Annotated in this window: 13 protein-coding genes; 1 reads left to right on the forward strand and 12 read right to left on the reverse strand. The window is 38.4% G+C overall.

What is annotated here, in order from left to right:
- Positions 1-164: 164 nt before the first annotated feature.
- From ETP70_RS11765 to ETP70_RS11795, 7 genes are all read right to left on the reverse strand, one after another.
- Positions 165-917 (reverse strand): TIGR04219 family outer membrane beta-barrel protein, encoded by a 753-nt coding sequence (locus tag ETP70_RS11765; RefSeq protein ID WP_151901359.1) that lies wholly within the window; start codon positions 915-917, stop codon positions 165-167.
- Between the two features lie 183 nt (positions 918-1,100).
- Positions 1,101-1,607: a thiol peroxidase gene (gene tpx / locus ETP70_RS11770; RefSeq protein WP_151901360.1), complete on the reverse strand. Its 507-nt coding sequence runs from the start codon at positions 1,605-1,607 to the stop codon at positions 1,101-1,103.
- 127 nt (positions 1,608-1,734) lie between these two features.
- Positions 1,735-2,712, reverse strand: a complete 978-nt coding sequence (gene tsaD / locus ETP70_RS11775) for a tRNA (adenosine(37)-N6)-threonylcarbamoyltransferase complex transferase subunit TsaD (protein ID WP_151901361.1) — start codon at positions 2,710-2,712, stop codon at positions 1,735-1,737.
- Positions 2,703-3,782: a 1-deoxy-D-xylulose-5-phosphate reductoisomerase gene (gene dxr, locus ETP70_RS11780; RefSeq protein WP_151901362.1), complete on the reverse strand. Its 1,080-nt coding sequence runs from the start codon at positions 3,780-3,782 to the stop codon at positions 2,703-2,705. The genes tsaD and dxr overlap by 10 nt, the downstream gene beginning before the upstream one ends.
- Positions 3,783-4,538, reverse strand: a complete 756-nt coding sequence (locus tag ETP70_RS11785; protein WP_151901363.1) for a phosphatidate cytidylyltransferase — start codon at positions 4,536-4,538, stop codon at positions 3,783-3,785. It lies immediately after the preceding gene.
- 42 nt (positions 4,539-4,580) lie between these two features.
- Positions 4,581-4,901 carry a cupredoxin domain-containing protein gene (locus ETP70_RS11790; RefSeq protein ID WP_151901364.1) on the reverse strand — a complete coding sequence of 107 codons (321 nt, stop codon included), beginning with the start codon at positions 4,899-4,901 and terminating at the stop codon, positions 4,581-4,583.
- A 215-nt stretch (positions 4,902-5,116) separates the two neighbouring features.
- On the reverse strand, positions 5,117-6,445 hold the full coding sequence (locus ETP70_RS11795; protein WP_151901365.1) for an NFACT family protein: 1,329 nt from the start codon (positions 6,443-6,445) through the stop codon (positions 5,117-5,119).
- Positions 6,446-6,524: 79 nt separating this feature from the next.
- Here ETP70_RS11795 and ETP70_RS11800 point away from each other — a divergent pair, with 79 nt between their 5' ends.
- The gene (locus ETP70_RS11800; protein WP_151901366.1) at positions 6,525-7,196 is read left to right on the forward strand and encodes a precorrin-2 C(20)-methyltransferase; all 672 of its coding nucleotides are present in this window, start codon (positions 6,525-6,527) and stop codon (positions 7,194-7,196) included.
- Here the strand turns inward: ETP70_RS11800 and ETP70_RS11805 are convergent.
- From ETP70_RS11805 to cbiD, 5 genes are read right to left on the reverse strand one after another with little or no spacing between them, the layout of a single operon-like run.
- A complete protein-coding gene (locus ETP70_RS11805; protein WP_151901367.1) occupies positions 7,193-7,993 on the reverse strand; it encodes a precorrin-3B C(17)-methyltransferase in 801 nt (266 codons plus the stop codon). The genes ETP70_RS11800 and ETP70_RS11805 overlap by 4 nt on opposite strands.
- Positions 7,994-8,012: 19 nt before the next feature.
- Positions 8,013-9,062 (reverse strand): cobalt-precorrin 5A hydrolase, encoded by a 1,050-nt coding sequence (locus ETP70_RS11810; protein WP_151901368.1) that lies wholly within the window; start codon positions 9,060-9,062, stop codon positions 8,013-8,015.
- Complete coding sequence (locus ETP70_RS11815; RefSeq protein ID WP_151901369.1) at positions 9,059-9,808, reverse strand: cobalt-precorrin-4/precorrin-4 C(11)-methyltransferase; 750 nt, start codon at positions 9,806-9,808, stop codon at positions 9,059-9,061. Before ETP70_RS11815 ends, ETP70_RS11810 begins: the two co-directional genes overlap by 4 nt.
- On the reverse strand, positions 9,801-10,970 hold the full coding sequence (cbiT, locus tag ETP70_RS11820; RefSeq protein ID WP_151901370.1) for a precorrin-6Y C5,15-methyltransferase (decarboxylating) subunit CbiT: 1,170 nt from the start codon (positions 10,968-10,970) through the stop codon (positions 9,801-9,803). Before cbiT ends, ETP70_RS11815 begins: the two co-directional genes overlap by 8 nt.
- Positions 10,964-12,055 carry a cobalt-precorrin-5B (C(1))-methyltransferase CbiD gene (gene cbiD / locus ETP70_RS11825; RefSeq protein WP_151901371.1) on the reverse strand — a complete coding sequence of 364 codons (1,092 nt, stop codon included), beginning with the start codon at positions 12,053-12,055 and terminating at the stop codon, positions 10,964-10,966. Before cbiD ends, cbiT begins: the two co-directional genes overlap by 7 nt.

Genomic DNA, 12,055 nt, shown 5'->3' on the forward strand with positions numbered 1-12,055 from the left:
TTCAGTGCGGGCTTTGTCTCTTTCAAGACTAAGGCCCAGATTCCGAAAGGATATCGAACTTTTATCTTAACTTAATGGCATTGAGACAGAAGTCTGAATTCCCAATGATTCCCGGAACCCGTACTTCAGTGCGGGCTAAAAGCTTGCAGGCCAAAAAACGCCTCTTAAAAACGCAGCATTAAACCTGCATAGAATCCTGAAAAATCCATATCTGTTTTCACATCTTCCCCGTCTTCGTCTATTTTTATTTTTTGTGTTCTGTAGCCTATTTCAAGAGCAGGCTGCACAATCGGTGAGATGTCAAAGGTATAGTCTATTTTTGCACGCACGTCATAAATAGTCGAAGAACCTGTAGTCACATACTTTGCATCACTCTCAAGAGCAATGTTTGTTGTCGGAATTTCCACTCTTACCCTTGCATAAAGAAGCGGAATAGGTGCGGTATAGGAATCCTGATACCCCGGGAACGGTCCGTTTTGTGCCACTGTGTAGTCCATGTTCATCACTTTTATATCCAGCCCCAGATCAACTGTTGTCCAAAAAGTGTTGTCCAGTATATTATAGTAAGGAATAATATCATACTCTTTGATATCCAAAACACTGTTTGATGACCCAGGTATAGTCACGCCACCCCATGAACCTGTTGCCGTACCCGTTGCATGGATACTGACATACTCAAGTCTGATATTCGGAACAACCGGAATCGGATGTTTTACAAGCATCCACACATAGGCGGATGTGTCTTTTTTTTCATCAAATGTATTTGTACCTGTGACACCGCCGCCAGCGTTATAATCAGCTGTACCGGACGGTGTCTGTGCCCATGCACCCGCACCGATTTCAACTCTTGCCATGTCGGCACAAAGCGAAGCGCTCAAAATTGTACTTACAGCAATAGCAGATAAGATTTTTTTCATGTTTAACCCCGTTAAAATAATTTACTTTATTATATCAGAGATTGCTGGAAGAATAATTAAAAATGTTTGATTAGATAGCGTTTGCATTTTGAATAAATCAAAATGCAAACAGAAGGAGAAACAAAATAAGACATACTCATTTTGCTTTTTTGCCACCAATGGCGGCAAGCTAAAAAGAAGTTACTATTTTTTAGCAGCTTCTATTGCAGCGTCATACTGAGGCTCTTCAGTGATTTCTGGAACGATTTCTTTATAAGTTACAATTCCGTTTTCATCAATTACGAAGATAGCACGAGCAGTTACACCTGCAAGTGGAGAACCGCCTAAAAGTACACCGTATGCGTTAGCAAAGTCTTTGTTTCTGAAATCTGAAGCAACAGTTAATTTATCGATTCCCTCAGCTGAACAGAAACGTCCTGCAGCAAAAGGAAGGTCCATAGAAACAACAACAGTTTTAACACCGTCAAGTTCTGCAGCTTTTGCATTAAAGTTACGAGTTTCTGTAGCACATACACCTGTATCAAGTGAAGGAACTACGATGATAAGTTGTTTTGTACCTTGAGCACCACCAACTTTTACATCACCCAAACCATCTGAGTTTACTACATTAACTTCTGGTGCTTTATCACCTACATTTACTTCATTTCCTAATAACTCTACGTCTGTACCTTTGAATTTAGTTGTTGCCATATTCAATTTCCTTTATTTAACACTCATTTTGAATGTTTGATTTTTCTTGTTGGAATTGTACAATTAAAATACTAATATTTATCTTATTAAAGCTCAGAAAACCTTGCTTTAAGTTAAATTTAATTTATCACATCTTTACCCTTGCTGCTACACTCACTTCTTCCAAGGAAGTAAACATCCCCTGCTTGTACATATCCACTGCAACCCGCCCTATCATAGCCGCATTATCAGAACAGTACTCTAAATCGCTCAAAAGTAGTTGTGCATTATAAGGCTGCAGCAGCTTTTTTATTTCCCCTCGCAGATACTGGTTTGCACTTGCACCCCCGACAATGGCAAAGTTTTTCGGAGGGTTTGTCTGAAAATATTTTTTAAGTTTGTGTACAAGATGTTTGCTTGCAGTATATTCAAAAGAAGCCGCTATATCTTTATAGTCTTGCGGTTCAGATTTTTCAACAGCAAGCCGAACCGCATTTTTCAGTCCCGAATAGCTAAAAGCAAATTTTGGTGTTCGCAGCAGAGGAACGGTAAAGTCATATCTTTTTCTGTCGCCCTCTTTTGCAAGTTTTTCTATAACCGGTCCGCCGGGATATCCCATCCCCATCATCTTTGCGACCTTGTCAAAACTCTCACCGAAACTGTCATCCATACTTTTTGCAACTGTTGCAATGTCTGTCAGACTTTTTACTTCCATCACTTGTGTGTGTCCGCCTGAAACAAGCAGAACCGTCAAAGGAAAAAGCGTCTCTTTTTCAATAAAAAGTGAATAAATATGCCCGGTAAGATGATTTACCGCAATAAGGGGAATATCAAGTGCAACACTCACTGCCTTTGCCAAGGTAACCCCCTCTATCAGCGTAACGGCAAGTCCCGGGCTCGTTGTCACCGCAACCGCTTTTATCTTTTTAAAATAAGGCTCACACTGCTCCAAAATCTTTGGCAAAGCCTCTGCATGCAGGCGCGCTGCCAGCTCCGGAACAACACCGCCGTATACGCTGTGCTCAATCTCCTGTGAAATCTTTTTATGAAAAACAAGTTTGTTTGTTGCTATTTCTGTTACAGCAATTGCACTGTCATCACAGGAACTTTCTATACTTAAAACCATCTGTTCTTTCCTACATATTTTCGCACTTCTTGATCTATAAGGAATATATCGCTTACATGTAAAGGGAGTGCATCACTGAAATTTTCATACGCATTGATAATAATTTTACTGATATCCATAAAACCTATTTTTTTGGCGATAAACATCTCAATAGCCGCCTCATTTGCCGCATTGACAACAACGCCTCTTTGCGGATTTTTCAGCAGATCTTCTTTAATCTGCCAGACAGGATAGCGCTCCGGACTGATTTGGCGAAACTCCAGACGTCCCACCTGTACAAGATCAACATGCGGTAAAATCGCTTCATCCATTTTTTCATCAAGCGCATAGGCTATGGGCAACTGCATACTCGCATTGGCAAAATGTGCTGTGGTTGAGCCATCTTTGAAGTCTATCATCGCGTGAATCAAAGACTGCGTCTCAATAATGGCATCATATTCTCCCTCGCCAAAGAGCCAGCGTGCTTCGAGGAGCTCAAACATTTTATTGACCATGGTTGCCGAATCAATTGTGATTTTTTGCCCCATTGACCAGTTTGGATGCTTTTGTGTATCTGAGAGTGTTGCTGTATGCAGTCTTGTTATATCCCAGTCACGAAAAGCTCCGCCGCTTGCTGTAATCGTCATTTTTTTTACCGGTCTCTCCTGCAACAGATACCACAATCCAAAATGCTCGCTGTCAATAGGCTGAATTTTTGATGTATCAATGAAACTGCCGCAGGCTACAAGGGATTCTTTGTTTGCCAGGGCCACTTTTTTATCACATTCTATGGCTTTGAGTGTCGGACGCAGGCCTAAAAAACCTACCAGTGCATTTACTACAAGTTTGGAGGTTGCTTCTTCTATTACATGTAATATAGCTTCTTCTCCACTATAAACACGAGAATGATTTACTTTTGCAACATCTGCTTTATTTGCTACAACGACAACTTTTGGCTTATGTTCTTTAATTTGCTTATTTAAAAGTGTAATATTTTTACCACAAACCAACACCTCAACTTTTATACCAAAACGTCTGGCAACCAGCAAAGCATTGACACCGATGGAACCTGTCGAACCTAAAAGTATCAACTAGACCAGTCCGCGAAGCAGTACAAGCATGACAATCGCACCAAAAAGGTAGCCGTCAATTCTGTCAAGTATGCCGCCATGCCCCGGAAGCAGATCACCACTGTCTTTTACCCCGGCACTGCGTTTGAGCGACGACTCAAACAAATCGCCGAATATTGAGCTCAGAGCAACCATAAAAGAGATGACAAGAGCAATCCAGAAATCAACAGCAAAAACACCCAAAAATGCGCCGACAAATGTTGCAAGGGCTACACCGCCTATGACACCTTCAAGGGTTTTATTCGGACTTGTCTCACAAAATTTTGTTTTTCCTATGCTTTTGCCTACAAAATAGGCGCCGATATCAGTCAGGGCAACAACACCCAGCAGCCAGACTAGTGACAGTACGCCATACTCTTCATACATTGTTAAAATAAAAAGCAGCCCTGCCGTCGGATAGATAAACGGTAAAAAGTCAACCCATTTCAGATTTTTGTCATACGCCACAGCAGATGCATAGCCGACGCCTGCAAGCACAAACAAATCATCCCCGTAAGGATAAAAAGCGGCTATAAGCCATAAGGCTGCTGCATATGGCAGAAGATTATCTTTTTCTACACCAAAAAGCACCACAGCCTCTTTAAAAGCCAAAATGTATACAGTCCCAAGAAAAAGCCACATAACAAAAAAATTGTCTATCAATCCGACAATCAGCACAACGGCCAAAAGTGCCAATCCTGTGACTATCCGCTCTCTACTATCTCGTAATATGCTCATAAAAGATCCCTACAAATTTTTCAGATAAAATATTATATCTAATCAGACTTTAATATCTAATAGATGCAGTGGTTCGTCCGGTTCGTCCTCACTCTTTTCTTCAACAATTTCATGCCCCTGGTTTTTTGGAAGATTGTTTGTTTCCTGATCTGCTTCTTCTCTTTGGTGTTCACGGTCTGGGTCTATTGCATGACTCTCTTCGGTAGGACGGACCTCTTCTATCTCTTTTTCTTTCTCCTGCACAGCAGCCTGCGCGGCAAGGTTTTGCAAATCAAAGCGGACATATTGATTGCCCTGCAAAGGTGTGACGGCAGGTGTCATCTGGTTTACCAAGACTACATTTCCGATAGCTCCGACACTCATAGGCTCCTCCTTCCTTTTGGTTCACAAAGCCGGTACTGTAGTGCCGGCTGTTGTTACTTCTTCACCATTCTCAGCCCACCCTAAAGGATGGGTTCCAAAACTTTCCGGAATCGGTACTGTAGTGCCGGCTATTGCTACCTTTTCGCCATTCTCAGCCCACTCTAAAGGATAGGTTCCGAAACTTTCCGGAATCGGTACTTCAGTGCCGACTGTTGCTAGGCTCTTGTATCTACCTCTATTGTCTTATACTTATTATACAACACATTTGCCCCGTTTTGTATCGTGACTTCTCGTCTGGGAGTATAATCGACCAAAAAGCGGTCTTTTGAAGCGGTACTGAATTCTACACAAAGTCTTGCCCCTGCCAAAATGATGTTTTGCGGGAGATTCTGCTTGTCAGTGGTAATGATGACATGGGCGGAAGGACGGTCTTTCATATGCAACCATATATCTTTTGCGCGTGCATTTTTTAAAAGTTCGACATTGCCTTTTTCATTTTTTCCCAGTTGCACTTTATAGCCTTCTATCCAAAACACTTCTATGGAGTCATTTTGCCTGACTTTTTTGTTTTGTACTTTTTTGGGCAAAAGCATCTCTATCTTTGCCACATCTTTTGCCTCTTTGATTACATGTATAAAGCGCTTGAGATGTTCTATTTTTGAGCGTAGGGACTCCTCTTCTATATGCAGATGCTTGGCACGTTGTTTTGCTTTTTTACTTTTGGAAAAGAACATTTCACTTATCATAAAAGGAGTGGGATAGCGTTTTTGCAATGCTATGTGCACTTTTGAACCGTCATAATCTTCCAGTTCTATTTCTCTTGCATAAGGCTTAATGTTTTGCACATTTGAGAGCACCAAATTGCCCAAATGCCCATTTTCCTGTGCCTCTTTTTCCAGGCTCTCCTGTGAATCAAGTTTTGCATAAAGTTTTTGCAGTTTTTGCAGTTTTTTCTCAAGCTGGGAAATTTTTTGCTTTTTCAATCCTTCAAGTTTTACATTTTGCTCTTTTTCATACACTTCGTATAAAAATGCTTCCACATCCTCAAGCGGATACTCTTTTGCCACAAAAGGCGCAGGCGGAACATCCAGCAGTTTTTGCCCAACCCGAACTTCCCGAAAAGAGGAAAACAGATCAACATGACGCAGTGCTTCAAGCACAATATTCTCTTCATCCAGAATAATGACATTGGTATATTTTCCGGTAAATTCTATCTGCAGATAGGTTGTTTCTTCTTTATAAGCAGAAGCCAGCGAGGTTTTAATGCGTATAATTTTATCATCATTGAGCAGTTCTGCATGTAAGACGTTTGCACGGTTGAACCGTTTGGCTAAAATGACATCAAAAGGGGCATTATAGACCTTGGAACGCGGGTACTCTTCACATTTGAATATGCTTGAATTCGAGCGTTGCATGTTAAAATAAAGCGCATCATTTTTGTCAAAAACAATTTTGATGATGCTGTCGCTTACCCGAAATGCAGCAGATATTTTTTTAAAATTTTGTAAATAATCAGTAATTTGTTCTAAATGTGAAAGTTTCATAACTTAATTCTAACATACAAATCATTCACAAAAAGCACACTTTATAAGAAGTTAGTTATAATTTCACAAAAAGAAAACAATGAATCAAAAACTTACTATGGTCTCTTTAGGTCCAGGAGATGTTGAACTCTTGACACTTAAAGCACTCAATGCTTTTAGGGAATGTGATGCCATCTGTGTACCTACAAAAAGCGAAGACAATACTTTTACAAAATCTATCAGCTATAAAATCGTCTCGGATGCGCTTTCACTCTTACATGTAACCAAGACTATTGTACCGGTTTATTCACCTATGCATTTTAACTATGAAGACTGGGTACACGAGGCCGATATAATTTTAGAGACACTGCAAAAATACAATAAGGTCTGCTTTGTCACACTTGGAGATGCTGCTATTTACTCAAGTATCTACTATCTGCTTGACATTATCAAAGAAAAAAATGAAAAAATCTATAAAAGCTGTAAAGTTATAGCAGGTGTCACTTCATTTAGCGCCGCTTCCGCCGAAGTGCAAAAAGCACTTTGTTTAGGTGATGAAAAACTCATCATTAAGCCTATAAATCCACGATCTGAAGTCAAAACTACAGAAATTTTAATGCGCCCAAAAATCGGAATGAATACAGAGGTTTTAGGAGAAGGTAATTTTTATACTTTTGAAAATATGTATCTTGAAGATGCTAAAATCACATCTTCAAAGATTAGTAAAGTCAAAAAGTATATGACCCTTTTTATCAATTTTGCAAGGCGCTAGTTAATCTTTTCCCATTCACCCTTTTGCATACCACTTAAGTCATATTTATTTAAATAGCCTCTTGGTGTTAAAACTCTGCCATCCCTTGTAAGTTTTGTTGTAGAGTTTCCTATAAGCAGTGTCGTAGACATATTTACATCTTCATTTTCTACGCCTGCATCTATCAACTCTTTTGCTGTAATTATTTTTATCATCTGATTTTCACGCCCTAAATCTCTTGCAACTACTACAGGGCGATTTGCATCAATATTTTTCAACTGTTCTAGCATTCCTTCATACGGCTCAAGTCTACTTCTACTTTTTGGGTTATAAATTGAGATAATGAAATCTCCCTCCAAAGCCAAACGTAATCGTTTTTGAATCAACCCAGCATCTGTTAGCCTATCAGAAAGTGATATAAGACAAAAATCTTGACTAATAGGCGCACCGACTTCACTCGCAAGTGCTAAAACAGAACTAATCCCAGGTAAAGCCGAATATTCTATACTTTCCCACAAGTCAAGCGTATCTATAAGTTCAACAACCAAAGAACCCATAGCATAAACATTTGCATCACCATTTGAAAGCAATGCAACAGTCCTGCCTTTTTTAGCTTCATCTATGGCATGCTGAACACGTTCTATCTCTTTTGTCATTGGCGTCGTAAAAACCTCTTTATCTGCTACCAATTCTGGTAAATCCTTGGCATATTTGGTATAAGCTACAACTAAATCCGCTTCACGTATTGCGTTTATTGCCTCTTGTGTCAAATATCTGTCACCACCTGCGCCGGTTGAGACTAATGTTAATTTTCCCATCTTGTTTTTGCTCCTTATATTAAAATGAAGCGGCAATCGTTACCGCGCCGTAAATTCTTTTACTTAAAAAAAGTGTTCTGTTTTTACTTGCCAATAAAGAAGCCGGTTCAGCCACTCCTTTAATATTAAAAAACTTTGTCGCCTGCGAAGGGCTAAACTTCTCAGGGAGTGCATTAATGGCATCCTCGCTGAAAAATTCTAACTCTTTGTTTATGTTTGAAACATATTGAAGTAAACCTTTTTCATCCGCTTTAGCACTAAAACTTGCAAGTTTTGTAATTTGTTCTTTTTTTATACCGTGTTCAAAACAAAATCTTGTAACTGCCTTGTCTATTTCATCAGCACTTGTGCCTCTGTTCATCCCAAGCCCTAAAACTATCTCTTGCGGATGAATTTGTAGTGCACTATTTGGTAGCTTTTGCGGAGTAATATAGACAGTCGGTATATTTTTATCCCACTTTCCTAAATCATCTGGCATAAAAAAAGAAAAATTTTCCTCTTTGTAACCTTCAAACTCTTTTACTGCCTCAATCATACAGGGATAGCTTATTACCTGTACTTTTTTCTTGTTGATGATGGCATTGGAAACCTCTGCTAAAGATTTTAAGTTGCTGATAGTAAAACCGTACTTTTTTGCAAACATATCAAAAGCAAGAACTTTTATCTGATCACTTGCCGTAGTTACAAAATTCACACAGCCTTCTATCTTTGCGCACAATTCATTGGCAAGTTCATTTGCACCTCCCAAATGCCCTGAAAGTAAAGGAATTACTCTTTTTAAATCAAGCGTCATTATGAGCACAGCAGGGTCTGTTGCTTTATCTTTTAAGTGTGGTGCAATTTTTCTAATGACTGCACCCGTTGCCATTAAAAAGATGATGGCGTCAAACTCAGCCCATGCCGTAGGCATGATATCATCGACTTTGGTAAAAATGTGAAAAGCCGCCTCTTTTGTTGTACCATCTTCACTTTTGTTAAAAATATGACATTCATGTCCTTGCAGATAAGGTAAAAGTTTTTTTGCTGCTTCTAATGAAGGATTATTTATAGTTGCTATTGCTATTTTCATAATGATTTTGATTTCCTTTGACTCTCTTGTTTGTATTTGTCTGCGTACAGATGAGATTCTGCCGTTGAGTTTTGGTGTAAAAATTTGCCAAACATGATGAGTGCAACACCCTTTACATGTAAAACCTGCTCTTGTATAGTAGAAATAGTGGCTTTATAAATTTTTTCATCAGACCATGTCGCTTTTTCAACAACCCAGCAAGGTGTATCTTTGCTATAGCCTAATTTATAAGCTGTCTCTTTGAGTTTTTGTATAAGTGAGATAGAGAGATAAAACGCAAAAGAAGAGTGCTTGTTTGACAAAAGTTGTTCCAGACTTTCTGGATTTGGAGTACGCCCCTCAATACGGGAGATAATAAGCGTCTGTGATACTCCGGGAATAGTATATTCAATACCCGCCGATGCTGCCGCACCAAATGCTGCAGTAACTCCCGGAATAATCTCAAAATCTATATTTTCACTTCTTAAAAATTTTATCTGTTTGGCTATGGTAGAGTAAATAGAGCTGTCCCCCGTATGCAAACGCACAAATTTATTCTGGGCATATTTTTTTATAAAGCTAAAAATATCCTCATAACTCATATCTGCCGAGTTTTCTATAATCGTTCCCTCTTGACACCACTTAAGTAGCTCTTTTGGAACAAGGGAACCTGTGTATAAAACTACTTCAGCGTCCTGTAAGGCTTTCATCCCTTTTACAGTTATAAGTTCAGGATCCCCTGGACCCGCTCCTACAAATTTAATCATTTATTTCCTTCTTTAGTATAATCTGATGCATAATGCGTTCAGGTTCTGGCATAAGCAGGCTCATTTTATAAGTTGTCAGACTAATGCTTTTAACGTCAAAAGAAATTTTTGCTTTTCTTAAAACAGTGATAGCTTGTGTTAGGTTTGTAAGTGTTACAAAGTTAGCTACCAGAATACCGCCTTTGGCTAAGCGTCCATAGAGGTACTCAAGTTCAGCTATCACTTTTTGTCCGCCACCACCGATGAAAATTCTCTCAGGCGTGCTTAATTCTTTCTTGTATGCTTCACTTGCTTCGCCTTCATAAAGTTTTGTATCGAGTACTTTATGCTTTTTTAATGAATTTTTTATCATAGCCGAACGTTTGGGATTTTTTTCAAAAAGAATAGTTTTTACTTTATAACGTTTGTAGCCGTCTATACTAACAGAGCCAGAACCAGCTCCTATATCCCACAAAAGCATATTTGGCTGCAGTTCAAGGTTTTGTAAAGAAATATGTCGCTTATAGCTTTTGGTAATCATCCCGTTTTCATGTTCAATACTTTCTTCGCTTGAGATATTAGGTAGTGGCTTATACTTTCGTTTAACAAGAAGAGAATAAGGCATACGAGGTGATTTTTCTAGCATTTTTTGTAATGTTGTCGTAGAAAAAGTCTCATCTTCATAACCAAACTTTTCACCAAGTGTAATACTTATGTCATCTTCATCTAAAAAACTTATAGCCTGCGACAAAACACGAGGTGTATCATTATCACAAACAATAAAAGTGTACTCTTTTGTCAAAAAGTTTTGTAAATCCACAAAGTTTTTTCCATGTAAAGTTATAATGCCTGTTTTAACAAGACTTACACCCTCATGAGCTAACATATAATTAAGGCTTGAAGTGTTATCAATAATTTTGAAAGCAATCTTTTGTTTTTTAAGTGCATTTATAATTAAAATTGCCCCAGAAAAAAAAGTAGGTGAACCACTGACTACATAGAGTAACTCTTTGTCAAGATTATTTAATATTGCTTCTTTGACAACTTTAAAATTTCCCTTTGTCACATTTGGCAAAGGGGTTTCATAGTTTTGATCGCAAAAAATCATATCAAATTTTGAGAAATCAACATCTATATTCTTAAAATTATATTCACCCATCCCTGAGCCTGCTATTGTTACCATTTTAGCCTTTCCTTTATCTCATTTGGCAAAGTAATTGTTTCAACCTCGTGTACATGTAAACCAAGCTCTAAAAACCACTCTTTCAATCTCAAAGCAGATTTATACCCTAAAAGTTTTATAAATGGCTCTTTATACTCATCCGGCAGAGTTTGTAAAACTCCTTTTAAGGTTACAAATTCTTCATTGCCCAGTTTAAAATTCAGTTCTGAATTTAACCAAATTTTCACCTCATCAAAATCAATACTGCCATATTTGTTATGTGTATTTTTAAAACCCTGTGCTACTTTACACATTTTTGCAACACTTGTTATAAATATCAATTTTTTTATTCTGTGTTTTTTCAGCCGAGAAGATGCATCATACACAAAATTACCAATCTCTATAATAGAACTTTCATTATAATATTTTTTCGCAAAATCATGCGCAGAATTACCAAGAGTAAAAATAATTTCCTCCTGTGACTCTGCCGCTGCGACATCTATTTCAGCTGTAACAGAATCAATATACGCAGAAGAAGAAACCGGCTTAACAATGCCTCGGGTACCTAAAATAGAAATGCCGCCAACTACGCCAACCTTTGCATTTGCCGTATCTTTTGCTATGTGCTCTCCATCTTTAACACTAAACACGGCATATAAAACTTCTTTCGATTCTTTTACAATACTTTGTGCATTTTCCAGCATCATGGCAAGAGGTACAGGATTTATTGCAGGATGCGGAGGACTGATTTTCAGCCCTTTTTTTGTGACGATTCCTATCCCTTCTCCGGCATAAACATAGACTTTTGTATTCTTAATTTTTAGGAGTGAGGGCATTTGTTCTTTAATCTTTTGCGGTTTTTGTTTTAAAAGTTTACAGCTAATTTCACATCCTTTGGTTACATCAATATCGTCATTATCACCTTTAACACTAACATAACAAAGCCTCTCCTTTTGCCCAACATCTATAAGTGCTTCTGCACCCTGTGGCAACACTACTGACAACTTTTGCATAGGAAGCTTACCAAAATATTCATACAAAGTCGCTAAAAACACTGCTGTTGCATGTGTTCCTGTTGTGTACCCCGACTTTAGTTTTTCACTCAT

The sequence above is a fragment of the Sulfurimonas hydrogeniphila genome (assembly GCF_009068765.1).
Taxonomy (GTDB): domain Bacteria; phylum Campylobacterota; class Campylobacteria; order Campylobacterales; family Sulfurimonadaceae; genus Sulfurimonas; species Sulfurimonas hydrogeniphila.

What these genes read in the sequence shown, in the direction of transcription:
- tpx (WP_151901360.1), bottom strand. Translation starts at nt 1,607, where the DNA reads ATGGCAACAACTAAATTCAAAGGTACAGACGTAGAGTTATTAGGAAAT.
- ETP70_RS11790 (WP_151901364.1), bottom strand. Translation starts at nt 4,901, where the DNA reads ATGAGTGTCGGAGCTATCGGAAATGTAGTCTTGGTAAACCAGATGACA.
- ETP70_RS11800 (WP_151901366.1), top strand. Translation starts at nt 6,525, where the DNA reads ATGAATCAAAAACTTACTATGGTCTCTTTAGGTCCAGGAGATGTTGAA.
- ETP70_RS11810 (WP_151901368.1), bottom strand. Translation starts at nt 9,062, where the DNA reads ATGAAAATAGCAATAGCAACTATAAATAATCCTTCATTAGAAGCAGCA.
- tsaD (WP_151901361.1), bottom strand. Translation starts at nt 2,712, where the DNA reads ATGGTTTTAAGTATAGAAAGTTCCTGTGATGACAGTGCAATTGCTGTA.
- ETP70_RS11765 (WP_151901359.1), bottom strand. Translation starts at nt 917, where the DNA reads ATGAAAAAAATCTTATCTGCTATTGCTGTAAGTACAATTTTGAGCGCT.
- ETP70_RS11815 (WP_151901369.1), bottom strand. Translation starts at nt 9,808, where the DNA reads ATGATTAAATTTGTAGGAGCGGGTCCAGGGGATCCTGAACTTATAACT.
- ETP70_RS11795 (WP_151901365.1), bottom strand. Translation starts at nt 6,445, where the DNA reads ATGAAACTTTCACATTTAGAACAAATTACTGATTATTTACAAAATTTT.
- ETP70_RS11785 (WP_151901363.1), bottom strand. Translation starts at nt 4,538, where the DNA reads ATGAGCATATTACGAGATAGTAGAGAGCGGATAGTCACAGGATTGGCA.
- ETP70_RS11805 (WP_151901367.1), bottom strand. Translation starts at nt 7,993, where the DNA reads ATGGGAAAATTAACATTAGTCTCAACCGGCGCAGGTGGTGACAGATAT.
- cbiD (WP_151901371.1), bottom strand. Translation starts at nt 12,055, where the DNA reads ATGAGTGAAAAACTAAAGTCGGGGTACACAACAGGAACACATGCAACA.
- cbiT (WP_151901370.1), bottom strand. Translation starts at nt 10,970, where the DNA reads ATGGTAACAATAGCAGGCTCAGGGATGGGTGAATATAATTTTAAGAAT.